Source organism: Pseudomonas sp. BF-RE-21, assembly GCF_019947305.1.
In the GTDB taxonomy this organism is placed as follows: Bacteria; Pseudomonadota; Gammaproteobacteria; order Pseudomonadales; family Pseudomonadaceae; genus Aquipseudomonas; species Aquipseudomonas migulae.
This window is the reverse complement of the sequence record NZ_JAGYGF010000039.1, coordinates 1-26,009: the sequence shown is the minus strand read 5'-3', so window position 1 is coordinate 26,009 and position 26,009 is coordinate 1. Positions and strand designations below refer to the sequence as shown.

The following is a 26,009-nucleotide window of genomic DNA, read 5'->3' as shown; positions in this document are numbered from 1 at the left end:
GGCAGTGTGTCAGTCGACAGTGCTATTGAATGTTAAACCGCTATCGCGAGCAGGCTCGCTCCCACAATGGTCTGTGCAGACATTTATGAAGTGTTGAATCAGCGCCGTGGGATTCTGCCGGCAGGCGAGGGCGACGGTGCTGTGGCAATCCGGGTCGGCCAGGGGCAGGAAATGAATGTCGGGTGGCGCGATGTCCTGCATCGACTCCGGCAGCAGCGCGATGCCGAATCCGGCCTGGATCAATTGCAGTTGCGTGGTTTTGCGCGAGACCACCCGGGCTGCCTTCGGGAAAAATCCCTGGCGCATACACAGCTCGGCGGACAGATAACTCAAACCGCCGCGCTGCGGGTGAGGGATGGAGATAAAGGCTTCATCCTTCAACTGCGCCAGATCGATGCCCTGAGCGGACTTATCCACAACCAGCCGATGATTGGGTGGAACGGCCAGCAGCAATCGTTCGCTATACAAAGGAACAATCTGCACGCCTTCACGTTGGCGCAACACCGGCAGGCGCAGCAGTCCGACATCAAGTCGATTGTCGACCAACGCTTCAAGCTGCGCTTCGGAAGACAGCTTGACGATCTCCATGGACACGCCGGCCTGCTGGTCCAGATAAGCACTGATACCCCGTAGCAGGCGACCACTCATGGGCACGGTGCTGGAGTGACTCAGGCGCAAGGTGCCCAGTTGCCCGTTGCCCACTTGGGTGGCCATTTCACTGGCCTTGGTCAGTTCGTTCAGCAGGTTTCTGGCGCGCGGCAAGAACGCCTCGCCAGCGGCGGTCAGTCGCGGCTGGCGCGCCGTGCGTTCGAACAGCGGGGTTTGCAGGCGGGTTTCCATGTCCTTGATCTGCCGGCTCAAGGCTGACTGCGCAACAAACAAACGCTCAGCGGCTGCACTGAAGCTGCCGCACTCGGCGATTTCCACGAAGTAACGCAATTGACGGGTTGAAAGCACGAGTCATGCCTTTTTGAGATGAGAGGTCGGCTTTGAAGATATTAGTCGCAAGGCTCGGCGCTGGCTAAAGTCATCACAGGTATTTGATAAAGGCGTGCAGATGAACGTGCTGGAGTTGTTACACCAATGGCCATTCGGCGCGACGGATTGGTTGGTGATCGGCCTGGCCATCGCCCTGGCGTACATCGTGTTTGGCATCGCCGGGTTCGGCACTGCACTGGTGGCGGGGCCGATTCTGATTGTGTTCATGCCGCTGTCGAAGATCGTGCCGTTGCTGGTGCTGCTGGATTTTGTCGCCGCGTTCGGCAATCTGCTGCCCTCGCGGCGGGATGTGGCCAGGCCTGAGTTGCTGCGGCTGTTGCCGTGCATGGCGGTGGGTTGCACGCTGGGGGTTATCTTTCTGCTGAACCTGAAATCCGACGTGTTGCTGCTGTTGATGGGGCTGTTTATCAGCGTCTATGCGGTTTACAGCCTGTGGGTCAAAACCCGGCCAACGCAGTTGTCTGCCGCCTGGGCAGTGCCGATGGGCACGGTGGGCGGGATGTTCGGGGCGTTGTTTGGCAGTGGCGGCTTTTTATATGCGATCTATTTGAACAGTCGGTTGCCGAAAGACGCGGCGCGGGCCACCCAGAGTGCGCTGATCAGTTGCAGCACCGTGGTGCGCCTGAGCCTGTTTGCTGTCGCGGGTGTGTATGCCGAGCTACCCTTGTTGGTACTGGCGCTGTGTTTGTTGCCGGCCATGGCGCTGGGGTTGTGGGTCGGCCGGCGGTTGACCATGCGATTGTCCCGCGAGGCGTTTGTGCGGCTGGTGACCTGGTTGGTGCTGGCCAGCGGGATTGCGTTGATCGGGCGGTATTTGAGTACTTGACCGGATTTCGTCAGGGATTAAGCTGCCGCCCGCTCGGACGCCTTCGCGGGCAAGCCTCGCTCCTACAAGGTCGACGCAGAACCTGTGGGAGCGAGGCTTGCCCGCGAAGGCGTAGGACGGCACACCGCAGAACTTCCATTTGACGCAGCAGGCTTGCACCCATGAATTCCCAAAGCATCATCGTCCCGAAAATCTCCACGCTGCCGGTACACGAACCCCGGGCCCGGGCGGTCGTGCGGTGGCTGGTGCGCAAGGACATCATCAAGGAAGAGCTGACCACTTGCGGCCGCACCGGCAACCGCATGGGCCACGCGATCGCCGACGGTGCCCGCGCCGTGGTGCTGCACCCGGATGCGCTGCCGTTCGGCGAGCCGGTCAATGGCCTGGAGATCATTACCAAGCGCTGCATTTATACGCCGGCCAAAGGTTTTCTGGGGGAGGCGGGTTGCGCCGAGTGCCGCAAGGAAATCGGCGAGGCGCTGTTCGAAAGCCTCGAAGACTGGATGCCGGGGCGTACCGATAACTTCACCTGTCCCGAATGCGGGCATGAAGATGACATCAATGGCTTTCTGTTTTTGCAGGAATGCGGGTTTTCCAACCTGGGGTTCATTTTCAACAACTGGGCCGAGGCCGGGTTCAAGCAGAGCTTTATCGATGAGTTTGCCGATTGGCTGGATCAACCTGTCAGTTGGGTGAAGGTCGAGTTGTAACCGCTACCGTATCGCACCCATAACCGTAGGAGCGAGGCTTGCCCGCGAAGCTTTTAGCGCCAGTGATGACGCCTTCGCGGGCAAGCCTCGCTCCTACAGGATTTGCGTTCCAACCCCCCCGTCGATCACCGCATCGATAATAGACAGAGTTTTACATTGAACCCGAGGGGGTGTCTGACTATAATGGCGCGCTTCCATTTTCCCGCTCGGGAGCCCCCGCGATGCTGCGTATCAGCCAAGAAGCTCTGACATTCGACGACATTCTCCTAGTGCCCGGTTATTCCGAGGTGCTTCCTAACGAAGTCAGTCTCAAGACCCGCCTTACCCGTGGCATCGAGCTGAACATTCCTCTGGTTTCTGCCGCCATGGACACCGTTACTGAAGCCCGTCTGGCAATCGCCATGGCTCAGGAAGGTGGCATCGGCATTATCCACAAGAACATGACCATCGAGCAGCAAGCTGCCGAAGTTCGCAAGGTCAAGAAGTTCGAAGCCGGCGTCGTCAAGGATCCGATCACCATCGAGGCTGACGCCACGGTCCGTGATCTGTTCGAACTGACCCGCATGCACAATATCTCCGGCGTTCCGGTACTGCACGATGGCGACCTGGTCGGCATCGTCACTTCCCGTGACGTGCGCTTCGAAACCCGTCTGGAAGCCACCGTACGTGAAGTGATGACGCCTAAAGAGCGTCTGGTCACCGTCCGTGAAGGCGCCAACAAGAACGAAGTCCGCGAGTTGCTGCACAAGCACCGCCTGGAAAAAGTCCTGATCGTCGATGACAAGTTTGCCCTCAAAGGCATGATGACCGTCAAAGACATCGAAAAAGCCAAGGCTTACCCGCTGGCCAGCAAGGACGATCAAGGTCGTCTGCGCGTAGGCGCTGCGGTCGGCACCGGTAAAGACACCGGTGATCGCGTTGCCGCGCTGGTCAATGCCGGCGTTGACGTGGTGGTGGTCGACACCGCTCACGGTCACTCCAAAGGTGTGATCGACCGCGTTCGCTGGGTCAAACAGAATTTCCCTGAAGTGCAGGTCATCGGCGGCAACATCGCCACCGGCGCTGCCGCCAAGGCCCTGGCCGAAGCTGGCGCCGATGCGGTCAAGGTCGGTATCGGCCCTGGCTCGATCTGCACCACCCGTATCGTCGCCGGTGTCGGCGTCCCGCAAATCAGTGCCATCGCCAACGTCGCCGCTGCCCTTGAAGGCACTGGTGTTCCGTTGATCGCCGACGGCGGCATCCGTTTCTCCGGTGACCTGTCCAAGGCCATCGTAGCCGGTGCTTCCTGCGTGATGATGGGCTCGATGTTCGCCGGTACTGAAGAAGCGCCAGGCGAGATCGAACTGTTCCAGGGTCGTTCGTACAAGGCTTACCGTGGCATGGGTTCGCTGGGCGCCATGTCCCAGGCTCAAGGTTCCTCCGACCGTTACTTCCAGGACTCCTCGGCAGGCGCCGAGAAACTGGTTCCGGAAGGCATCGAAGGGCGTGTTCCGTACAAGGGCACCCTGAGCGCGATCATCCATCAACTGATGGGCGGCCTGCGTTCCTCGATGGGTTACACCGGCAGTGCCAACATCGAAGAAATGCGCACCAAGCCTGAGTTCGTGCGGATCACCGGCGCTGGCATGGCCGAGTCCCACGTTCATGACGTACAGATCACCAAAGAAGCGCCAAACTACCGCGTAGGTTGAGCCTTCTAGCAAAACGTTAAGTAACCCGGGGCTGTTTTATTCAGCCCCGAGTTGTTTCTGAATTACATAGACGAGACTGACTTCATGGCCCTCGACATTCACGCCCACCGCATCCTGATCCTCGACTTCGGTTCCCAGTACACCCAGCTGATCGCCCGCCGCGTGCGTGAAATCGGCGTGTACTGCGAACTGCATCCGTTCGACATGGACGACGAAGCGATTCGCGAATTCGCTCCAAAAGGCGTCATTCTCGCCGGCGGTCCCGAGTCCGTGCACGAAGCCAACAGCCCTCGCTGCCCGCAAGCGGTGTTTGACCTGGGCGTGCCGGTCTTCGGCATCTGCTACGGCATGCAGACCATGGCTGAACAGCTAGGTGGCAAGGTCGAAGGTTCCGAACTGCGTGAATTCGGTTATGCCCGTGTCGACGTGGTCGGCAAGAGCCAGCTGCTGGACGGCATCGAAGACCACATCGACGCCGACGGCCTGTTCGGTCTCGATGTGTGGATGAGCCACGGTGACAAGGTCACCAAAATGCCGCAGGACTTCCACATCCTGGCCAGCACCCCGAGCTGCCCGATTGCCGGCATGTTCAACGATGACCTGCGCTACTACGGCGTGCAGTTCCACCCGGAAGTGACCCACACCAAGCAGGGCGGCCGCATCCTGTCGCGCTTCATCCTCGAGATCTGCGGCTGCGAAGCGCTGTGGACACCGTCGAAGATCGCTGAAGACGCCATCGCCCAGGTTCGCGCCCAGGTTGGCACCGACAACGTCTTGCTCGGCCTGTCCGGCGGCGTTGACTCCTCGGTGGTTGCCGCGCTGCTGCACAAAGCCATCGGCGACCAGCTGACCTGCGTCTTCGTCGACAACGGCCTGCTGCGTCTGCACGAAGGCGAGCAAGTGATGGCCATGTTCGCCGAGAACATGGGCGTCAAGGTGATCCGCGCCAACGCTGAAGACCAGTTCCTGAACAACCTGGCTGGCGAAAGCGATCCAGAGAAGAAGCGCAAGATCATCGGTCGTACCTTCATCGACGTCTTTGATGCCCAGTCCAACAAACTGGACAACATCAAGTACCTCGCCCAAGGCACCATCTACCCGGACGTGATCGAGTCGGCTGGCGCGAAAAGCGGCAAGGCGCACGTGATCAAGTCGCACCACAACGTGGGCGGCCTGCCGGAAGAAATGAACCTCAAGCTGGTTGAACCGCTGCGCGAGCTGTTCAAGGACGAAGTCCGTCGTCTGGGCCTTGAACTCGGCCTGCCGTACGACATGGTCTACCGTCACCCGTTCCCGGGCCCGGGCCTGGGTGTGCGGATCCTCGGTGAAGTGAAGAAGGAATACGCCGACCTGCTGCGTCGCGCCGACCACATCTTCATCGAAGAACTGCGCAAGGCCGACTGGTACCACAAAGTCAGCCAGGCATTCGTGGTGTTCCAGCCGGTGAAATCGGTTGGCGTTGTAGGCGATGGCCGTCGTTACGCCTGGGTCGTGGCCCTGCGTGCCGTGGAAACCATCGACTTCATGACTGCGCGTTGGGCTCACCTGCCTTACGAACTGCTGGAAACCGTCAGCGGCCGCATCATCAATGAAATCGAAGGCATCTCCCGCGTCACTTACGACGTGTCGAGCAAGCCACCAGCGACCATCGAGTGGGAATGATCCCGGTCTGACTGATCGCCTGTAACACCTCAAAGGCCCCGTGAATGTGAATTCACGGGGCCTTTGCGTATCAGGCAGTTACAGCCGGCAGGCGCCCTTGCAGCGTCAGGCCCATGCGGTTGAGTGCGTGGGCAAGGCTGATCAGATTCGCGTAGGTGATCCGATGCACACCCGCCCAGGCCGGACGGTTGATCCGAAAGCCGCTATCCATCGTTCGCTCGATTGTCGTTCGCACAATCTGGTCAGTGCGGCTGCGATGAATCAGCGAGAAGGTGTCTTCCGACCTTTCAATGGTGAACATGCCTTGGCGGAACAGCAGCTGATTGATCTGCTCGGGCGTTCGTTGAATGAACGGCGTCGGCATCTGCAGGCTGATGTCGGCATACAGGGTGTCGGTATTACCGTGCATCGGGCCAGTTCCCCCGGCAATCTCATGGCCTACTTCGATACCATGGTCGATGTCCAGATGCAGACTCTGATCGGGTTGCACTTCTTCTATGCGCAAACCGATACCCCCCTCCGTTTCGCTGATGCCGGCCATTCCCCTGAACGTGTTGGTACTCTCCTGGTCGGTGAGTACCAGCCATTTTCCGCCGCCGTTGCGGGCTTGAGTCGCCTGCATGATGGTGTGGGTAAGGTAGGTCTTGAAGGATTGCTGTGCTCTGAGGGTCATGGTCGAGTCTTCATAACGATAACTCGCCAGGCAGTCAGTGGCCTGGATTCGAATGCCGTTCTGTTGGGCCGTTTTGACGACCTCCAGCGGCGTGAACTGTCCCGCAGGATCGCCTGGCAACTTTTTCAGGTACATCTCCAGCATGCCATGCATATTTCCGGTTTCGGCGAAGTTGTTCAGGTCGACTTGATTGAAGTCGTTGAGCAGACGATGCAGGTAGATCGTCTTGACGCCTTTCCTGGCCAGCGTCGGCATGTTTTCGATCAGGAAGCGCATGCTGGCAATGCGATCCTGACTTTCACCGACCACCAGTCCCGGCGCTGTGTCGAATACCTTCTCGATGAGTTCGGTGACCGTCGTGGATGGAGTGATCACGGGCTGGACCGGTCGGGGAGGCAGCGAGGCGAAAAAGTCCTTGGGTTTCTGGAATGCGATTGCATCCCTGGCCAGTGCCGTGCGGCGTCCGGCGACATACTCTTCGTAGGGGGAGACCCCTCTGATTTGCCCACCAGGCATGTTGACGACTTTTATATGGGTTTCCTGTTTTCCCAGCGCCAGGAAATTCAACGAGCGACCGTTAGGGGCATCGTATCGGGTCAAGTGTGCGTGATCATTCACTTTGGGCGGCAATGGGGCAGCGGGCCGGGAGGGGCCGGGAACAAGTTTGCTGGGGCCTTTGCCGCCACCCTTCAACCCGCTCTTCGGCGCCAGCTCCCATTCACCTTCGGCATTCAGGCGCACGGGAATCGACCCCGTAAAGGCATTCGGGTTCTGCGGATCAATGATCGCCCATGTTCCGCCACCATTGGCGTCTGCTTCGAAACGCACGAAGTAAGCCTGCTCGTTTATCAGGATGGCGTTGGAGGGTTGTGAATCGAGTGTGTAGACACCCTGGAATTTTCCGCTGGTGGCCATCGGGTAGCTTTCGAGGATTTCATTGCTTTGCCAGTGCTCCGGTACATCAAACGCTTGCGCGGTTTCATCGGGCACGCCCGGCAACTCTCCAGGTTGCAGGGTGACTTCCTCCGATTCGTCGGGCGCCTGCGGTTCTTGCGTGCCGACGGTTTCTTCGGGATCGAGCGTCTTGTTCAAGTCCGCCATCTCGGCCGCTTCTGCCGCCTCAGCCGCAGCCCCGGTTTCGTCCAACACACTGACCTCTTTGAGCAGCGGGAGATTGAACAGCACATTGATGCCATCGAGCACCGCGCCGATGATGCCGGTCTTGCGTTCTGCCGCTGTTTTGCCATTCACCGCTTTGTCGATGTTCAAACCCATGGCCGCGATGCTGGCCCCGATCACCGGCAATGCGATCGGCCAGCCAAGCACCGCCAACGGGCCGAAAACGTGCAGTGCGGCGGTGAGATAACCCAGCCATAGCTGCTTACGCATCTGTCCATTGCTCACCAGCGTCAGGTCAGCCTCTTCCAGCATCGTGCGCTGGACGGCCCGGCTCTGCCAGGTGAACACGTCACCGCTGATGGTGATGTCTTTTTGATTGATCAAATGGTGGTCGTACTTGCCCCAGGTGCCGACCAGTTGGTTCATCAGCGGGGTGATATTGTCGTGGACCTCCTTGCGAACCGACAGCGGGAAATGGGTCATGAATTCGGTTCGGGGGTGTTCTTCGTTCATCTGCAACAGCATCCACCAATGCATGTCCGTCAATGTCGGGTGCACGTGGAAGGGTTCTGCGGCGCCGGGAACGTAGGTGATTTGCCGACCGTTGGGCTTAACAATGCGCAGAATATCGGTGGCGACATGCCCTGCGACATCCAGCGCGCAAACACGAAGATCCGCAGGCGTAGCGGTTTGCGCTTTCAGGGTAGCCAAGGTGATCGGCCAGGACGCGCCACCGATGACGGCCCTGATGACGGTCTGGAAATCCTCCTCTTCGAGTTGCCCGCTTTGCCGCGCCTGCACGGCTTTGCTGAGGTAGTTACATTTGGCCAGTGTGCGGTAGTCATCAAAATGGCTGGCCCAGAACGCATTCAGCTTATCCAGGTAGCGTTGACTGAGGTTTTTCTCCCACAGGTCCGCGAGCACCTGCCTGGGGTACATCCGCACTTCATTGGTTTCGTTGTAAATACTGGCGTTCGCATCCGCCGTGTAAAAACCGCCATTGCTGTCCAGTTCGAGGGCGTCGTCCTGGTCGGTCACGCGGTATCGATGGATCACCAGTTGCGTCAGGGTTAAAGATTCACTGGGTTTGGGCGCGTGTTCCCAACCCAGAAAAACCTTGGTGCTGCTGGCCGAGACATTGTTGAAGCGATGCCACCAGACCTGATCCGGGTCCAGGTGGGTGATGCCGTGTTTTTGCAGGATTTCACTGGCGACCGCATGGGCTTCCTCCTGCAAACCGGGGCAGGCTGTCACCACGACCGGCGCGATGAGTCTGAGTGTTTCCTGATCGGCGGCATTGCTTGATGCGGGGGTGTTTTGTTCGGTGGACATGCTCTCGCTCCTTGAGAAATGGGCAGCGATGATTGCCCGTTTCCATGCAGGAGGTGCACTACATAGTTATGCCCAAACGCGATTCAATTACCTGTAGGGTCAGCGCCGTGCCACATCCGAAAAGTAGAATTTGTCGAGGGTGTGCCGTGATTCCGTGTACTCGAACTGCCGGCCGTCCTGCAGAAACGTATGGTTGCTGACCACGATCACATGGCTCTGGCCGTCGAGGTCGAGGTGTTGCTGGTCGTCCTTGCTGCGGGGCACGGCTTCGATGGTTCGCTGGGCGTAGGCGATTTGCAGTTGCAAGGTCTGTTCGATGAAGGCGTAGATCGAGTGCTCGGCGATGTCCCGCGATAGTCCGGGGATCACGTCGCTGACGAAATGGTTGATGTCGAGGATCACTCGTTTTCCATCGATCCGCCGTACGCGTTTGATCCTCGTGATCAGGCTGCCTTCTTCAGCCTTGATATGTTCCAGCAGCGCACCTTCGAGAGGGATCTGGCTGAACTCGACCACTTCGGTGCTGACGTTGTTGCCCAGTCGCGGATAGGTTTCCTGAAAGCTGACGATGCCGCCCAACTGAAATTCGATCGGGTCGGTCGACAACACAAAGGTGCCTTTCCCGTGGACTTTCTGGGCGAACCCGCGCTCCTGTAATTGCTCGATGGCCTTGCGCACGGTGCCGCGACTGGCCTGGTAGCTGTCCATCAATTCGGTTTCGGAAGGCAACCGGGCGCCGCGCTCCAGACGTTCGGTCGTGATGCTGGCAAGCAGATCGCTGTAGATCTGGTTGTATTTACTCATGGGGATGGCTCTGTGCCGCAATGTGCTCAAGGTTTCGAACCTTAAGGGCAGGGTAGGGGTTTGTCCATGCGGGTTTGGGTTTTCATCGTCTGAGAGGGTGGGAAAAATCGCCGCCGGTCGGGTGACAAGCCAACAAATTCAAACTCGTCTGTACGAGTTGTTGATTTAACTCGTACAGACGAGTACTTTTCGCTTCGGCGTGCTGCCAATAACAAAAAACCACAGCGGAAAAACAAGCATGAGCCACGACTATCCGAACATCGTCAGCGAGCTGCTGCAAAGCCTCGGTGGCAGCGACAACCTCGAGCAAGCCGCGCATTGCGTCACACGCCTGCGCCTTGCCCTCAAGGACCCGAGCCGGGTCAACAGCACCACGCTGAACCAGATTGACCTGGTCAAAGGCTCATTCTTTACCGGCGGCCTGTTCCAGGTGGTCATCGGTCCTGGCGAGGTGGAGAAGGTTTACGCAGAGCTGCGCCATCAAACCGGTCTTGCCGCGTCAACCATCGCCGACGTTAAACAGAAAAGCGCCGACAAGATAAACGCCATGCAGCGTCTGGTGCGGGTGTTTTCCGACGTGTTCATGCCGATCCTTCCGGCGTTGATCATCGCGGGCCTGCTGATGGGCATCAATAACCTGATCGGCGCCAAGGGCATGTTCATCGAGGGCCAGACCCTGCTGGACGCTTACCCCAAGCTTGACGGGCTCTGGAGCCTGATCAACCTGATGGCCAACACTTCGTTCGTGTTCCTGCCTGCGCTAGTGGGCTGGTCAGCAGCCAAGCGGTTTGGCGGCAGCGAAATCCTCGGCATCGTGCTCGGTCTGATGCTGGTTCATCCCGATCTGCTCAATGCCTGGAACTATGGCAAGGCAGTCGCAGGTCTCGACGGCCAGAGCCTGCCGTATTTCGACATCCTCGGTCTGTTCCAGATCGAAAAGGTCGGTTATCAGGGGCAGATCCTGCCCATCCTGCTGGCGGCATACGTGATGAGCGTCATCGAAAAATGGCTGCGGGCGAGAGTGCCTAATGCGGTGCAATTGCTGGTGGTGCCGATCACCACCATCGTGGTTACCGGCGTGCTGGCGCTGGCGGTCATTGGCCCGGTGACCCGGCATCTGGGGATTCTCATCACCGAAGGTGTGGTCACCTTGTTTGATCTGGCGCCGATGGTCGGCGGCGCGATCTTCGGCCTGCTTTACGCCCCCTTGGTGATCACCGGCATGCACCACATGTTTCTCGCGGTCGACTTGCAGCTGATCTCGACCCAGGGCGGTACTTTCATCTGGCCGATGATCGTCATGTCCAACCTCGCCCAAGGCAGCGCGGCGCTCGCGGTGTTCTACATGACCCGTAATGCGCGGGACAAGTCCATGGCGTCGACCTCAGCGATTTCGGCCTATTTCGGCATCACCGAACCGGCGATGTTCGGGGTCAACCTGCGCTACAAGTTTCCGTTTTACGCGGCACTGATTGGCTCGGCGCTGGGGGGCATCTTCCTGTCGATGAACAAGGTCCAGGCCTCGGCCATCGGTGTCGGCGGTTTACCCGGATTTATCTCGATCATTCCGCAGTTCATCCCGATGTTTGTGATCGGGATGATCATCGCCATGGTCGTGCCGTTTGTTTTGACCTGTGGGTTGAGCATGAAGATTGTTCGGCCTGGGTATCGGGTCGCCTGATAGATCGCTATCGCAGTTCAAGAAGGAATACAGCCATGCAAGACTGGCAACGTTCGGTGATCTACCAGATCTACCCGAAGAGTTTTTACAGCCACGCAGGCAATCCCACGGGTGATTTGCTCGGCGTCGTGGCCAAGCTCGACTACCTGCACTGGCTGGGCGTCGATTGCCTGTGGATCACGCCGTTCCTGCGTTCGCCCCAGCGTGACAACGGTTACGACATCAGTGATTACTACGCCATCGATCCGAGCTACGGCACCATGGCCGACTGTGAATTGCTGATCGCCGAGGCCGGCAAGCGCGGGATCAAATTGATGCTCGATATCGTGGTCAACCACACCTCGATCGAGCACACCTGGTTCCAGCAGGCGCGCAGCAGTCTCGACAATCCGTATCGTGACTTCTACATCTGGCGCGATCAGCCCAATAACTGGGAGTCCAAGTTTGGTGGTTCGGCATGGGAGTACGAGGCTCAGACCGGCCAGTATTTCCTGCACCTGTTCGATCACACTCAGGCCGACCTGAACTGGGACAACCCGAAGGTGCGCGCCGAAGTTTTCAAGATGATGAGATTCTGGCGGGATAAAGGTGTGGGCGGGTTCCGGCTGGATGTGATCAACCTGATCTCGAAACCGGCGGACTTTCCCGAGGACAATACCGACGGCCGACGCTTCTATACCGACGGGCCGAATGTTCACGAATACTTGCAGCAAATGCACCGCGAAGTGTTCGAAGGCCATGACCTGATCAATGTCGGCGAGATGTCGTCTACCAGTCTCGAACACTGTATTCGTTATTCGCGGCCGGGCTCCAAAGAGCTGTCGATGACCTTCAACTTCCATCACCTGAAAGTCGATTACCCGAATCTGCAAAAGTGGATTCGCGCCGATTTCGACTTCCTCGAGCTCAAGCGCATCCTCTCCGACTGGCAAACCGGCATGCAGGCCGGCGGCGGTTGGAACGCGCTGTTCTGGTGTAATCACGACCAACCTCGGGTGGTCTCGCGGTTTGGTCATGACGGCGAGCATCGTGTTGTGTCGGCGAAGATGCTCGGCACCGCGCTGCATTTTCTCCAGGGCACGCCATTTGTGTATCAGGGCGAAGAGCTGGGTATGACCAATCCGGGCTTCGATCACATCGATCAATACCGCGACGTCGAGACCCTGAACATCTTCCGGCTCAAGCGCGAGGCGGGTGCGAGCGATGCCGACAACATGGCGGCGATCATGCAGAAGTCCCGCGACAACGGCCGTACGCCGATGCATTGGAATACCGGACCGAACGCTGGTTTCAGCACGGCGCAACCCTGGATCGGCGTACCGGCCAACTCGGCGCAGATCAACGTCGCCACTCAACTCGACGACCCGAATTCAGTGCTGCATCACTACCGCCAGTTGATCAATTTGCGGCGTACCGAAGTGCTGATATCCGACGGTGTTTACCGTCAGCTGTTGCCTGAGCACGCGCAAGTTTGGGCTTATGTACGGGAAGGAAGCGGCGAACGGTTGCTGGTATTGAACAACTTTTACGGGACGCCTTGCGAAGTTGAATTGCCGGATGCAGTGATCGCTGAACTCATGAGCCAGCGCTTGGTCATCAGCAACTATGCGGACTGTCCGCCGCGAAATCGACAGGTGTTTTTACGACCGTATGAGTCGTTTGTCTTGCACTTGACTGACCACTGACCCCTCACAAAAAACATCGTTTCAAAAACACGCAGAACGCTGCGCGGGGGAGTTTTGCGCGCCGATTTTGCTGCTGCACACAATAAAAATAATGGAGTGTTTCTTGAAAACAACAATAAATCGCGGCCTTGCAGCCGCTGGCATTTGCCTGGCGTTGCCACTGACGGCCCATGCGCTGGAGTTCGGCGGTTACCTGCGCAGCGGCGTCGGTACGTCGGTCAACAGTGGTAAACAACAGTGTTTCCAACTGCCCGGAGCACAGACCAAATACCGCCTCGGTAACGAGTGCGAGCAGTATGGGGAACTGGAACTTCGTCAGGACTTGTACACGCTGGATGACGGTTCGGTGCTAAGTGTCGATGGCATGGCCTCACTGTATAACCAGTACGACAAGGACCTGACGTTCAATGGCGACAACGGCTCGGTGCGCTTGCCGCAGCTGTACGCGCAATGGTCGAACATGCCTGGCCTCAACGGCGGTTCGCTGTGGGCCGGTCGCCGCTATTACAAACGGAACGACATCCACATTTCCGACTTCTACTACTGGAACCAGAGCGCCACTGGCGGCGGCATCGAGGACGTGCTGATCGGAGATCTGAAATACAGCTACGCCTTTTCGCGCAAGGACAACCTGTACCAGAAGGATTACATCAATCGTCACGATTTCAACGTTGCCGGTTTCAACACTAACCCCGGCGGTGAGCTGGAGTTTGGCCTGAGCTACATCGACAAACCCGACAGCCGCGACGCTCATCGTGGCTGGGCGATTACCACCCAGCATGTGCAAAAAGGATTTCTGGGTGGCAAGAACAAACTCGCGTTTCAGTACGGTGAAGGGCCGGGCACCGGGTTGGGCTATACCGGTAACGTGAAACTGGATGACAGCAATAAAAGCTACCGGGTGGTGGAGTTCTTCGACTGGCAGGTGACGCCCCGGTTTGGCGGGCAGGTCGAAGCGGTTTACCAGAAGGATATTCGCCCCGACGGATCAGACCAGAACTGGATTTCCCTGGGCGTTCGGCCGGCCTACGCGATTACCGAGCAGTTCAAACTGGTGACCGAGCTGGGTCACGATCAGGTCGAAGCTACAGGTGGCACGCGCAAGCTGAGCAAGTTCACCTTTGCCCCGACCTGGTCGCCCAAGGGGCCTGAATTCTGGGCGCGGCCCGAAGTGCGCTTGTATTACACCTATGCCAGCTGGAACGAGGCGGCCAAGCGTGCGGCCAATGAACTGGCAGCGGGTTCAGCGTTGTCCGACACCGGAGCCTTCGGCACGGCGCGACACGGTGCGAACGTCGGATTGCAGGTCGAGTACTGGTGGAAATAAGCGATGCTGTCGGAGCGTCGCGCTCCATCGGCACTTCAAAGAACAGAACAGCAGGTGAAGTCATGGCCACACCCCAACAATTGCAGCTTCACGCACCCCTGTCCGGCGTATTGATGCCCTTGGACCTTGTGCCCGATCGAGTTTTTTCCAGCCGGATCATCGGCGATGGGCTATGCATCGATCCGACGTCAACAACGTTGTGCGCGCCGCTGGCAGGGGTTGTCAGCAATGTGCAGGCCAGTGGGCATGCGGTCAGCATCACCGATGAAAATGGCGTGCAGGTGTTGATGCACATTGGGCTCGACACGGTGAACCTTGCAGGAAAGGGGTTCACGCGGTTGGTGGAGGAAGGGCAGCAGGTTGCCGTCGGGCAGTCGCTGATTGAGTTCGATGCTGATTTTGTTGCGTTGAATGCACGCAGCCTGCTGACCTTAATGCTGGTGGTCAGCGGTGAACCGTTCACTTGGCTGACGGCGGAAACCGGGTGGGTAGACAGTGGTCAGCCGTTGCTGGGTTTGAATTCTGTCGAGCTGACAATGGATGAGTCTGTGGCTAAAGAGGGCGAGACGCTGTTCTCCAAACCGGTGACGTTGCCCAACCCGAACGGCTTGCACGCCCGTCCTGCGGCGGTGTTCGCCCAAGCGGCGAAAGGTTTCTCGGCAAGCATTCACCTGCATAAACAGCAGGAGAGTGCGAATGCGAAATCCCTGGTGGCGATCATGGCATTGCAGACCGTTCACGATGATGTTGTGCAAGTCAGTGCGGTCGGCCCGGATGCTGAGGAGGCGATCAAGGCACTGGCCGAGCTGCTGACCGCCGGATGCGGCGAGACCGTGCCCGTGACGGCGGATGTTGCCCCGCAGCCCCTGGAGGCATCATCACCCAAGGTGCTGCGTGGGGTATGTGCTTCGGCGGGTTCGGCATTTGGCCAAGTGGTACAGATCGCCGAGCAGGTCCTTGATGTCAGCGAATGGGGTGAGAGTTCGCGGGTTGAGCGCGATCATCTGTCCGCAGCGTTGACCGAGGCAATTTCAGCGTTGCAGCAGATGCGTGATAACGCCACGGGCGATGCTCAGGCAGAGATCTTCAGGGCGCATCAGGAACTGCTCGAAGACCCGGGTTTGTTAGAGGTGGCTCATGTGCTGATCGACGAAGGCAAAAGCGCCGGATTCGCCTGGCGTGCGGCCACCGGGTCGACGGCAACCTTATTCAAAGGCTTGGGCAATGCGCTGCTGGCCGAACGAGCGGCAGACCTGGCCGATGTCAGTCAGAGAGTGCTCAAGTTGCTACTCGGCGTGCGGGACCGCGAGCTGGAGTTGCCTGAAGGCGCCATTCTGATTGCTGAACAACTGACACCGTCCCAGACCGCCGGGCTCGATACCCGTAAGGTGCTGGGTTTTGCCACGGTCGGCGGTGGCGCCACCAGCCATGTCGCGATCCTGGCGCGGGCGTTTGGTTTGCCGGCGATCTGTGGGTTACCGGTGCAAGTGCTGGCGCTGGTCAACGGTACCCAGGTGTTGCTCGATGCCGATAAGGGGGAGTTGCAGCTTGACCCGGATCTGGCTGCCATTGAAGAACTTCAAGCCAGGCGCGCGCTTGCGCAGCAACGTCAGCACCATGAATTGGCGCAGGCGTCGCTGGCTGCCTGTACTCGCGACGGACATCATGTCGAGGTGACAGCCAACATCGCTTCGCTGGCTGAAGCCGAACAGGCCATGGCGCTGGGAGGCGCGGGTGTGGGTTTGCTGCGTTCGGAGTTTCTATATCTGGATCGCCATCATGCGCCGAGCCAGGACGAGCAGGCCTCCACCTACAGCGCCATCGCCCGAGCTCTCGGGCCTGCGCGTAATCTGGTGGTGCGAACGCTGGATGTTGGCGGTGACAAGCCTTTGGCCTATGTCCCGATGGACAGTGAAACCAACCCCTTTCTGGGCGTGCGCGGGATTCGTCTGTGCCTGGAGCGTCCGCAGCTGTTGCGCGATCAATTCAAGGCAATCCTGAGCTGTGCGGGACTGACGCGTTTGCACATCATGCTGCCGATGGTGACGCAGCTGTCGGAGTTGCGCGTGGCTCGTCAACTGCTCGAAGAGGAGGCGCTGGCCCTGGGCCTCACGGAACTGCCGAAGCTGGGGATCATGATCGAGGTGCCAGCAGCGGCGCTGATGGCTGATCTGTTTGCGCCCGAAGTGGATTTTTTCTCCATCGGCACCAATGACCTGACCCAATACACCTTGGCCATGGACCGCGATCATCCGCGGCTGGCCAGTCAGGCTGACAGTTTTCATCCTGCGGTGCTGCGATTGATCGCCAGCACCGTGAAAGCCGCCCATAGCCACGGCAAGTGGGTGGGCGTGTGCGGCGCCCTGGCCTCCGAAACCCTGGCCACGCCGCTTTTGCTGGGGCTGGGCGTGGATGAGTTGTCGGTGAGTGTGCCGTTGATTCCGGCGGTCAAAGCGGCGGTTCGCACGGTGGACCTGGTGGATTGCCAGGCCATCGCCCAACAGATCCTGGGCCTGGAAAGTGCCGGGCAAGTACGCGAGGTCTTGAGGCTGTATCGCGACGCGACGGTCGAAACTTCACTGGTTATGGAGAACTGAACATGTTCGAGAAAATGCAGCGAGCGTTCTGGAAAGCCTTGACGCCGGATCTGATCGTGGATGAACCGAAGGTGGCTGCGCCATCGGCGCCTGGCCTGGCAGCGAATGTGGTGGCTGCGTTGGGTGGTGTGGATAACCTCAAGTCGCAGCAGCCTGTGGCGCTGACCCGGGTTCGGGTGGAATTGCGCGATGTGGGGCGGATGAATCGACAGGCTTTGAATCTGGCAGGTGTGCCAGGCGTCATGATGCTGGAGGGCGGCGTGGTGCACCTGATCACTGGCCTTCAGCCATAACCGATCCTTCGCCACAGATGATGTGCGTCTCTCGGTCGCCCTTACCGTTTCTCAACCGCAGGTGTATCGTATTCGCCTTTTCCAGGTCCCCGGATCTGTCGCTGATACGTGAGGTAGTTGAGTTCATGTCCTTTACCCGTCGCCAAATTCTCGGTGGCCTGGCCGGTCTTGTTGTCGTTGGCGTCGGTGCGGGGGGCGCGTCGCGTTACTGGCTGGGCAAGATGGCCGACGCCGATGCGGGCCACGACTATGAGCTGATTGCGGCGCCGCTGGACGTCGAGCTGGTGGCCGGGCACAAGACCCAAGCCTGGGCGTTCGGCCCGTCGGCGCCGGGCACCGAGTTGCGCGTGCGTCAGGGCGAATGGCTGCGGGTGCGTTTCATCAATCACCTGCCGGTGGCGACCACCATTCACTGGCACGGCATCCGCCTGCCGCTGGAAATGGATGGCGTGCCCTACGTTTCGCAGTTGCCGGTGCTGCCGGGCGAATACTTCGACTACAAATTCCGCGTGCCCGATGCCGGCAGCTATTGGTATCACCCGCATGTGAACAGCAGCGAAGAACTGGGCCGTGGTCTGGTGGGACCGCTGATTGTCGAAGAGCGCGAGCCGACCGGTTTCAAGTACGAGAAAACTTTGAGCCTCAAGAGCTGGCATGTCGACGAGGTGGGCAATTTCGTCGAGTTCAGCATTCCCCGGGAAGCAGCCCGGGGCGGCACGGCGGGGCGTCTGGCGACGATCAACGGTGTGCCGCAAGCGGTCATCGATTTGCCGGCCGGGCAGATCACCCGCGTGCGCCTGCTCAATCTCGATAACACCTTGACCTATCGCCTCAACATTCCCGGTGTCGAGGCGCAGATCTACGCGTTGGACGGCAATCCCGTCGAGCCGCGTCCATTGGGCAAGGAATACTGGCTCGGGCCAGGCATGCGCATTTGCCTGGCAATCAAGGCACCTGCGGCCGGTGAAGAATTATCCCTGCGCAACGGCCCGGTACGTTTGGGCACGTTCCGCTCTGTGGCGAACACCGATGCCCCAACCGAGTGGCCGCCCGCGCTGCCCGCCAACCCGGTGGCCGAGCCGGACCTGGCCAATGCCGAGAAACTCAACTTCAATTTCGAATGGGTCGGCTCGGTTTCGGTGAACGTCGACAACGGCCGGCCGCCGAGCCTGTGGCAGATCAACGGCAAGGCCTGGGACATCACCGACAAGACCTGCGCCGATCGCCCGATTGCCAAGCTCGAGAAGGGCAAAAGCTACATTTTCGAATTGAAGAACATGACTCAGTACCAGCACCCGATTCACCTGCATGGCATGAGCTTCAAGGTCATTGCCTCGAACCGGCATAAGGTCATCCCGTATTTCACCGACACCTATTTGCTGGGCAAGAACGAGCGGGCGCAAGTGGCGCTGGTGGCGGATAACCCTGGGGTGTGGATGTTCCATTGCCATGTGATCGACCACATGGAAACCGGCCTGATGGCCGCGATCGAGGTGGCGTGATGCGTCAGATTCGTCCCGCCGCAATCATCGACCGCAGCCGTGATCGTGACTTCATGCGCGAAGCGCTGGCGCTGGCCGCACAAGGCGCTGCGCTGGGTGAAGTGCCGGTGGGCGCGGTGTTGGTGCAGGACGGTGAAATCATCGGCCGTGGCTTCAATTGCCCGATCAGCGGCAACGACCCGAGCGCGCATGCGGAGATGGTCGCTATCCGCGCAGCGGCACTGGCCGCCAGCAATTATCGTTTACCCGGCAGTACGCTGTACGTGACGCTTGAGCCGTGCAGCATGTGCGCTGGGCTGATCGTGCATTCGCGCATTGCGCGGGTGGTGTACGGCGCGCTGGAGCCCAAGGCGGGGATTGTGCAGAGTCAGGGGCAGTTCTTTACCCAGGGCTTTTTGAATCACCGGGTGCTGTATGAAGGTGGAGTGTTGGCCGAGGAATGCGGGGCGGTGCTCAGCGAATTCTTCAAGGCCCGGCGCGCCAAGCCCGCAGACTAGAGGCGACAATGAAGCAGCCTTCGCGGGCAAGCCTCGCTCCTACGGGGTTGTGTCGTACGCCAATTCCGCGACCGACGCATAACCTGTAGGAGCGAGGCTTGCCCGCGAAGCTTTTACTTACGGGCGACAATCACCGCGCGCATCGGCGCCGGCAGCCCTTCAATCGTCTTGCTGTGGTCTTCCGGATCGAGGAAATCACTCAACGACTGATACTTCATCCACTCCGTCCCGCGCTGTTCCTCGACGGTCGTCACGCTGACATCCACGCACTTCACGTCCGTGAAACCGGCACGCCGCAACCAGAGCATCAGCGCCGGCACCGACGGCAAGAACCACACGTTACGCATCTGCGCATAACGATCTTCCGGCACCAGCACCTGCTGTTGATCACCTTCGATCACCAGCGTCTCCAGCACCAGTTCGCCGCCCTTGACCAGGCAATCCTTCAGCGCCAACAGATGCTCGATCGGCGAGCGGCGGTGGTAGAACACGCCCATGGAAAACACTGTATCGAAGCCTTCGAGTTCCGCTGGCAGGTCTTCAAAAGGAAACGGCAGGTGCCAGGCATTCGGCTCGGACAAATAGCGCTGAACCGCCTGGAACTGACAGAAGAACAGCCAGTTCGGGTCAACGCCGATCACGCTGTCCGCGCCGGCACCGAGCATGCGCCACATGTAGTAACCATTGCCGCAGCCGACATCGAGGATGCGTTTGCCCTTCAGGTCCAGATGCGGCGCGACGCGCGACCATTTCCAGTCCGAACGCCATTCGGTGTCGACGTGCACGCCGAACAAATCAAATGGGCCTTTGCGCCACGGCGACAACCCCATCAATGCGGTACGCATTTGCGCGCGGGTCTCAGCGTCGCAATCGGTGTCCAGGGTCAGGCCATTCAGCAGGTCGACTTCACTCGGCTGGATTTTTGGCAAGGCGTCCAGCGCACTCTGCCAGCGCTCGAGGTCGCCATGACCCTTTTCCATTTTCTTGTCGAGTTGCGCTTGCAGGGTGTTGGCCCATTCGGCCAGCGGTGTACCGGCCAGACGGCGGGCGAGGGGGGACAGATCAATCATGGCAAGGCAATCAACGAGGCAAAGTTAAGACACTGGAACCACGGCACGACTTTCGAGAACCCGGCGGCGAGCAGGCGCTCGCGGTGTTCTTCGAGGCTGTCGGGCTTCATGACGTTTTCGATGGCGCTGCGCTTCTGGGCGATTTCCAGTTCGCTGTAGCCGTTGGCGCGTTTGAACGCGACGTGCAGGTCGGTGAGCAGCGCATGTTCTTCGGGGTCGTTGAAGCGCAGCTTTTCCGAGAGGATCAACGCACCGCCAGGCAGCAGCGATTGACGGATGCGACTCAGCAACGCGGTGCGCTGCTCGGGGGCAATGAATTGCAGTGTGAAGTTCAGCGCCACCACGGAGGCTGGCTGAAAGTCGAGGGCGAGGATGTCGCCTTCGATCACTTCCACCGGCAGCAACTCCTGGAACATCGAATCCTGACCGTTGAGGTATTCGCGGCAGCGTTCGACCATCGCCGCCGAGTTATCCACAGCGATGACGCGGCAGCCATCGGTGCGCACGTGACGGCGCAACGCCTGGGTCACGGCACCGAGGGACGAGCCGAGGTCGTAGAGCACGCTGTTGGGCTGAGCGAATTGCGCGGCGAGCACGCCGAGGTTTTCGACAATGGTCGGATAACCTGGCACCGAGCGCTTGATCATGTCCGGGAACACCCGCACCACGTCCTCGTTAAAGGCGAAGTCGGGCACCTGGGCCAAAGGCTGGGCGAAAAGGCGATCGGGTTCTTTGCTCACGGCGGTTCCAGCGGGGTATGTGGAAAAGGCCGGCATTTTAGCCAACTTGGCGCGGGGATGCGCGGGTTGTCTGATAAAGCGGTGGGCAGGCTTTTAGATATTCGTGTTCAGGGACATTGCTTCGCGAGCAGGCTCGCTCCTACAGGGATTGCGCTGTACCTGTGGGAGTGAGCCTGCTCGCGATGAATTCAGCGCGGTTTCGGACCGAACGCCGAGGCGGTGATACCCCACTGCCCCAACCAATAGCTGAGGATGATCACATAAGGCGCGGCATCGAATGGCGCAACAAACCGGTTGATGCCAATTACGCTGTCCGAAAACACAAACGCCAGCGCGCCGCCCGCCGCCAGCAGCGCAGAGCGCTTCGGTACATCGGTGCCCAGGCGAGCCAGTGCCCGCCAAAGCATGGCGCTGATGGCCAGGCCGTAGACGATCACCGGGATCAGCAGGGGGCCCAAACCATTGGCAATCAAAATCCCCAACAGCACCGCGCCGACGCCCAGCGCGAGGATCAACGGCAGCACCGCCAACCGCCGGCAATCACTCAAATAAGCTTTCAGATAGGCAAGGTGCGCGACCAAAAACGCCCCGAGGCCGAACACAAACAAATCCCCCGGCCACGCGAGCAAGACATCGCCGAGCAGGGAAAAGATCAAGCCCAGGCTGATCCAGCGTCGATATTCGCTGGGCGGCGCATCGTGCAGCCAGCCGAGCAAGGCCAGCACGGGCAACGGTTTGACCAGCAGGCAGAGCAGCGCGGCGTGCACGCTCAGGCCGTAAAGAAAGGTCACCGCGCCCATCAGCGCCAGAATCAGCCAGCCCATGATCAGTTAACCGAGATCGCGCAGTCGAAGGTTTCCACCGCCGGCACTTCCGGCGCCCAGGGTTGTTGCGAGGTCAGGCGCAAGCGTCCGTCACCGTGTGCGAATGCCTGGAAACGCCAGGTAGAAACACCGGCAGCGCCGACGACCCCAGCATCTTCCGGATTTCGATAGACCTCTGGCCCTAACGCGCGCAACACGCCACCGGCCGAATCCTGGATTGCCCAGCGATAGCCCGTGGTCGGGTTGCTCGGCAGGGTCAGGATCAGGTTTTGCCCGTTGTGCAGTTGCACGGGGCATTCGCTTTGTTTTTCCACGGTCACGTTCTGTTTCGGTTGCGTGGCGCACGCGGCCAGCAAGACGAGGGCGAGGGGGACAAACAGGCGGGTGGGGGACATGAGGTCAGTGGCTCCGGCATTCACGACGAACGGCGAGCATAACTGAAGATGAGACAAATTGTGACGGCCTGGGGAGTGATGTTGGCCGTGCAGGCGCCATCGCCGGCAAGCCGGCTCCTACAGGGGATTTGTGCCGCTCACATTTTTTGTGGCTGACACCCATACTTTGTAGGAGCCGGCTTGCCGGCGATGGCGATCTTGCAGGCGCTACATGATTATCAGAACAACACCTTCGCCACATCCGCAAAGCGCTTGGCGAAATGCACGGTAACCCCCCTTCCTTCCGGTAACTCGCCGAAACTGCCGATATCGTGCTTTGGCAGAATCAATTCAAAGATCTTCTGCCGCAGATTTTCAGCTATATACGCTATGCACTTGTCTGCTTTTTTACGGAGCAACAGTAGAGTCACTTTATGACGATGGGCAAGTCGTTAGTCCAGTTCGATTCATATGTTATATCGTGCCTCTCATATATTTGTCTGGCCTTCAATGCATAGGAACCAGAGGTTAGCGCCCAGTTGGGTTTTGTCGTCCAAAAGCCACCGCCATCGGGATTAGTGCTGGTTTTGTACGTGCCGGTGGGTAATGGACTTATCTTGACCAGTTCAATTTCGACCCGAGTGGTGAAGGGATGTCCATGTCCTTGGATAGTTTGCTCGATCAGAGGAAGTGACTCTCCCTTAAGAGGTTTGGTTATTCTTGGTCGATCAAGCACTTTTTGGTAATTTACTTTTTCGGTTGGTTCGGATGTTTCTTCTGGCCAATTCCGTCGTTGCCTTACACGAATCCATTTACGCCCGGGGGCTTCAAGCTCTGGCCCTTCGGGTGTAAAACTCCACGTCCCGTTCTTATTCGCGTCGGCCATGGGTTTCCAATGGTTTTCAGCCCAAAAACAGAAGTTCAGTTCAATAGAGGCGAACGGTTCTCCTAATCCTTCTATTACCAGTTTTTCAACCTTATCCCCCTCTTTAGGACTCAAGATAGTCGGAGGGGCTAATTGCGTTTTTTCTTCCATGATTGCTCTCACTTTAATGAGGATATGAGCAACCGTTTTATCAGGGCAGGGAAATGAATCCACCTGTCAGAAGTGTCAGCTCCGACAGGTGGTCGTTGTGCCGTGAGGCGATGAATTAAAACAACACCTTCGCCACATCCGCAAAGCGCTTGGCAAAATGCACGGTAATCCCTTCCTTCAGATAATCCGGCAATTCATCAAAACTCCCGCGATTCGGCTCCGGCAGAATCAATTCAAAAATCTTCTGCCGCCGCGCCGCAATCACCTTCTCGCGAACTCCGCCAATCGGCAAAACATGCCCGGTCAGCGTCAGTTCGCCGGTCATGGCCACGCCTTTTTTTGGCGGCTGATTGCGTGCCAGCGAGAGCAGGGCGCTGGCCATGGTCACGCCGGCGCTCGGGCCGTCTTTCGGGGTGGCGCCTTCTGGCACGTGCAGGTGCACGAAAGCCTCGTCGAAGAACTTCGGATCGCCGCCAAACGACTTCAGATTCGAGCTGACGTAGCTGTAGGCAATTTCCGCCGACTCCTTCATCACGTCACCCAATTGCCCGGTGAGTTTGAAACCACGGTTGAGCGTGTGAATCCGCGTCGCTTCAATCGGCAGTGTCGCGCCGCCCATGCTGGTCCAGGCCAGCCCAGTGATCACGCCGGTACCGGACAGCACTTGCTCGTTGCGGAACACCGGGTGGCCGAGTGAGGCTTCGAGGTCTTTCGGGCCGAGCTTGATCACCGCTTTTGGCTCATCGATCAACTTCATCACCGCCTTGCGCACCAGTTTGCCCAGTTGTTTTTCCAACTGCCGCACCCCGGCTTCACGGGCGTAACCGTCGATCAGCGCCTTCAACGCGGTGTCGCTGATGCTCAGGCTGCCTTTCGACACGCCCGCCTTCTCAAGCTGCTTGGGCCACAGATGACGTTTGGCGATGGCGATTTTTTCTTCGGTGATGTAACCCGACAGGCGAATCACTTCCATCCGGTCCAGCAACGGGCCGGGGATTGAATCGAGGGTGTTGGCGGTGCAGACGAACAGCACTTTCGACAGGTCCAGACGCAGGTCCAGGTAATGGTCGAGGAATTCGACGTTCTGTTCCGGGTCGAGGGTTTCCAGCAGCGCCGAGGCCGGATCGCCCTGGTAGCTCTGGCCCATCTTGTCGATTTCGTCGAGCATGATCACCGGGTTCATCACTTCGACGTCTTTCAACGCTTGCACGAGTTTGCCCGGCATCGCACCAATGTAGGTGCGGCGGTGGCCCTTGATCTCGGCTTCGTCGCGCATGCCGCCGAGGCTGAAACGATAGAACGGTCGGCCAAGGGATTCGGCGATGGATTTGCCGACGCTGGTTTTACCCACGCCCGGCGGACCGACCAGCAGCACGATGGAACCGCTGATCTCACCTTTGTAGGCACCCACGGCGAGGAATTCGAGGATGCGGTCCTTGATGTCGTCGAGGCCGGCGTGGTGCTTGTCCAGCACCTTGCGTGCGTGCTTGAGGTCGAGTTTGTCCTCGCCATACACGCCCCACGGCACCGAGGTGGCCCAGTCGAGGTAGTTGCGCGTGACCGCGTACTCCGGTGAACCGGTCTCGAGGATCGACAGCTTGTTCATTTCCTCTTCGATACGTTTCTGCGCCTGCGTCGACAACACCTTGCCGACCAGGCGCTGTTCGAACTGCTCGATGTCGGCGCTGCGGTCATCCTTGGTCAGGCCCAGCTCTTGCTGGATGACTTTTAACTGTTCTTTGAGGAAAAACTCGCGCTGATGCTCGCCGATCTTGCGGTTAACTTCGGCGGAAATTTCTTTTTGCAGGCGCGCAACTTCAACTTCCTTGCGCAGCATCGGCAGGACTTTTTCCATGCGCTTGAGCATCGGCACGCAGTCGAGCACTTCTTGCAGCTCGCTGCCGGTCGCCGAAGTCAGGGCGGCGGCGAAGTCGGTCAGCGGTGACGGATCGTTGGGGCTGAAGCGGTTGAGGTAGTTTTTCAGCTCTTCGCTGTACAGCGGGTTGAGCGGCAGCAGTTCCTTGATCGCGTTGATCAGCGCCATGCCGTAGGCCTTGACCTCGTCGGTCGGCTCGGTGGGCTGGTGCGGGTACTCGACTTCCACCAGGTACGGCGGGCGATGGTGCTTGAGCCAGGTCTTGAGGCGTACGCGGGTCAGGCCCTGGGCGACGAATTGCAGTTTGCCGTTTTCGCGACTGGCGTGGTGCACCTTGACCAGCGTGCCGTAGAGCGGCAGGGCCGAGGTGTCGAAATGGCGCGGGTCTTCCTGGGGCGTGTCCATGTAGAACAGGGCCAGGGAGTGATGATCGGATTTGCTCACCAGATCCAGCGTTTCAGCCCACGGTTCTTCATTGACGATCACCGGCAGCACTTGGGCCGGGAAGAACGGGCGGTTGTGGATCGGGATGATGTAGACCTTGTCCGGCAGGTTCTGGCCGGGCAGGGCGAGGCCTTTGCCGGTGGAGTGGTGCGGGGCGTTTTCGGGGTCGGCGTAGTCGCTCGGGTCTTCGGGGAATTCTTGCTGGTCGCTCATGGGGCACCTGCGCAATGGGGTATGGGTCTTAGAT

The 26,009-nt window shown here is 59.1% G+C and carries 20 protein-coding genes and 1 pseudogene; 11 read left to right on the top strand and 10 right to left on the bottom strand.

Annotated features, from left to right (window positions below; translation table 11 throughout):
* Nucleotides 1-9: 9 nt before the first annotated feature.
* Nucleotides 10-957 (bottom strand): LysR family transcriptional regulator, encoded by a 948-nt coding sequence (locus KGB25_RS21595; protein WP_008042417.1) that lies wholly within the window; start codon nt 955-957, stop codon nt 10-12.
* Nucleotides 958-1,057: 100 nt separating this feature from the next.
* Between KGB25_RS21595 and KGB25_RS21590 the strand changes: the two genes are divergently transcribed.
* From KGB25_RS21590 to guaA, 4 genes are all read left to right on the top strand, one after another.
* Nucleotides 1,058-1,825, top strand: coding sequence for a sulfite exporter TauE/SafE family protein (locus tag KGB25_RS21590; protein ID WP_008042415.1), 768 nt, complete (start codon nt 1,058-1,060; stop codon nt 1,823-1,825).
* A gap of 161 nt (nt 1,826-1,986) precedes the next feature.
* Nucleotides 1,987-2,535 (top strand): hypothetical protein, encoded by a 549-nt coding sequence (locus KGB25_RS21585; protein WP_008042413.1) that lies wholly within the window; start codon nt 1,987-1,989, stop codon nt 2,533-2,535.
* A 221-nt stretch (nt 2,536-2,756) separates the two neighbouring features.
* Nucleotides 2,757-4,226 carry an IMP dehydrogenase gene (gene guaB, locus KGB25_RS21580; RefSeq protein ID WP_008025544.1) on the top strand — a complete coding sequence of 490 codons (1,470 nt, stop codon included), beginning with the start codon at nt 2,757-2,759 and terminating at the stop codon, nt 4,224-4,226.
* A gap of 84 nt (nt 4,227-4,310) precedes the next feature.
* Nucleotides 4,311-5,888 carry a glutamine-hydrolyzing GMP synthase gene (gene guaA, locus KGB25_RS21575; protein WP_008025547.1) on the top strand — a complete coding sequence of 526 codons (1,578 nt, stop codon included), beginning with the start codon at nt 4,311-4,313 and terminating at the stop codon, nt 5,886-5,888.
* A 70-nt stretch (nt 5,889-5,958) separates the two neighbouring features.
* Here guaA and KGB25_RS21570 read toward each other — a convergent pair whose 3' ends face one another.
* Both KGB25_RS21570 and treR read right to left on the bottom strand, forming a co-directional pair.
* Nucleotides 5,959-9,012: a membrane-targeted effector domain-containing toxin gene (locus tag KGB25_RS21570; RefSeq protein ID WP_223436575.1), complete on the bottom strand. Its 3,054-nt coding sequence runs from the start codon at nt 9,010-9,012 to the stop codon at nt 5,959-5,961.
* 99 nt (nt 9,013-9,111) lie between these two features.
* A complete protein-coding gene (treR, locus tag KGB25_RS21565; protein WP_192420129.1) occupies nt 9,112-9,816 on the bottom strand; it encodes a trehalose operon repressor in 705 nt (234 codons plus the stop codon).
* 238 nt (nt 9,817-10,054) lie between these two features.
* Here treR and treP point away from each other — a divergent pair, with 238 nt between their 5' ends.
* The 7 genes from treP to tadA all read left to right on the top strand — a co-directional run bounded on the left by treP (nt 10,055) and on the right by tadA (nt 19,398).
* Nucleotides 10,055-11,497, top strand: coding sequence for a PTS system trehalose-specific EIIBC component (gene treP / locus KGB25_RS21560; protein WP_008042405.1), 1,443 nt, complete (start codon nt 10,055-10,057; stop codon nt 11,495-11,497).
* A gap of 35 nt (nt 11,498-11,532) precedes the next feature.
* A complete protein-coding gene (treC, locus tag KGB25_RS21555) occupies nt 11,533-13,182 on the top strand; it encodes an alpha,alpha-phosphotrehalase (protein ID WP_223436573.1) in 1,650 nt (549 codons plus the stop codon).
* Between the two features lie 103 nt (nt 13,183-13,285).
* Nucleotides 13,286-14,509, top strand: coding sequence for a maltoporin (locus KGB25_RS21550; RefSeq protein ID WP_008025558.1), 1,224 nt, complete (start codon nt 13,286-13,288; stop codon nt 14,507-14,509).
* Nucleotides 14,510-14,571: 62 nt separating this feature from the next.
* Nucleotides 14,572-17,106 (top strand): phosphoenolpyruvate--protein phosphotransferase, encoded by a 2,535-nt coding sequence (gene ptsP / locus KGB25_RS21545; protein ID WP_223436571.1) that lies wholly within the window; start codon nt 14,572-14,574, stop codon nt 17,104-17,106.
* 2 nt (nt 17,107-17,108) lie between these two features.
* Nucleotides 17,109-17,399: a PTS transporter subunit EIIB gene (locus KGB25_RS21540; RefSeq protein ID WP_008042402.1), complete on the top strand. Its 291-nt coding sequence runs from the start codon at nt 17,109-17,111 to the stop codon at nt 17,397-17,399.
* 125 nt (nt 17,400-17,524) lie between these two features.
* Nucleotides 17,525-18,901, top strand: coding sequence for a multicopper oxidase family protein (locus KGB25_RS21535; RefSeq protein WP_192228449.1), 1,377 nt, complete (start codon nt 17,525-17,527; stop codon nt 18,899-18,901).
* Nucleotides 18,901-19,398: a tRNA adenosine(34) deaminase TadA gene (gene tadA, locus KGB25_RS21530; protein ID WP_008042399.1), complete on the top strand. Its 498-nt coding sequence runs from the start codon at nt 18,901-18,903 to the stop codon at nt 19,396-19,398. The genes KGB25_RS21535 and tadA overlap by 1 nt, the downstream gene beginning before the upstream one ends.
* A gap of 113 nt (nt 19,399-19,511) precedes the next feature.
* Here the strand turns inward: tadA and cmoB are convergent, their stop codons facing one another.
* From cmoB to lon, 7 genes and pseudogenes are all read right to left on the bottom strand, one after another.
* Nucleotides 19,512-20,468, bottom strand: coding sequence for a tRNA 5-methoxyuridine(34)/uridine 5-oxyacetic acid(34) synthase CmoB (gene cmoB / locus KGB25_RS21525; protein WP_207285682.1), 957 nt, complete (start codon nt 20,466-20,468; stop codon nt 19,512-19,514).
* Nucleotides 20,465-21,244, bottom strand: a complete 780-nt coding sequence (gene cmoA / locus KGB25_RS21520) for a carboxy-S-adenosyl-L-methionine synthase CmoA (RefSeq protein WP_223436569.1) — start codon at nt 21,242-21,244, stop codon at nt 20,465-20,467. Before cmoA ends, cmoB begins: the two co-directional genes overlap by 4 nt.
* 152 nt (nt 21,245-21,396) lie before the next feature.
* Nucleotides 21,397-22,032 (bottom strand): lysoplasmalogenase, encoded by a 636-nt coding sequence (locus KGB25_RS21515; protein ID WP_192228451.1) that lies wholly within the window; start codon nt 22,030-22,032, stop codon nt 21,397-21,399.
* A gap of 2 nt (nt 22,033-22,034) precedes the next feature.
* Nucleotides 22,035-22,427: a protease inhibitor I42 family protein gene (locus KGB25_RS21510; RefSeq protein ID WP_223436566.1), complete on the bottom strand. Its 393-nt coding sequence runs from the start codon at nt 22,425-22,427 to the stop codon at nt 22,035-22,037.
* Nucleotides 22,428-22,645: 218 nt separating this feature from the next.
* Nucleotides 22,646-22,774, bottom strand: a pseudogene (locus tag KGB25_RS21505) (hypothetical protein); the annotation flags it as partial.
* A 59-nt stretch (nt 22,775-22,833) separates the two neighbouring features.
* Nucleotides 22,834-23,442 carry a hypothetical protein gene (locus KGB25_RS21500; protein ID WP_223436562.1) on the bottom strand — a complete coding sequence of 203 codons (609 nt, stop codon included), beginning with the start codon at nt 23,440-23,442 and terminating at the stop codon, nt 22,834-22,836.
* Between the two features lie 115 nt (nt 23,443-23,557).
* A complete protein-coding gene (lon, locus tag KGB25_RS21495; RefSeq protein ID WP_008042395.1) occupies nt 23,558-25,975 on the bottom strand; it encodes an endopeptidase La in 2,418 nt (805 codons plus the stop codon).
* Nucleotides 25,976-26,009: the final 34 nt, after the last annotated feature.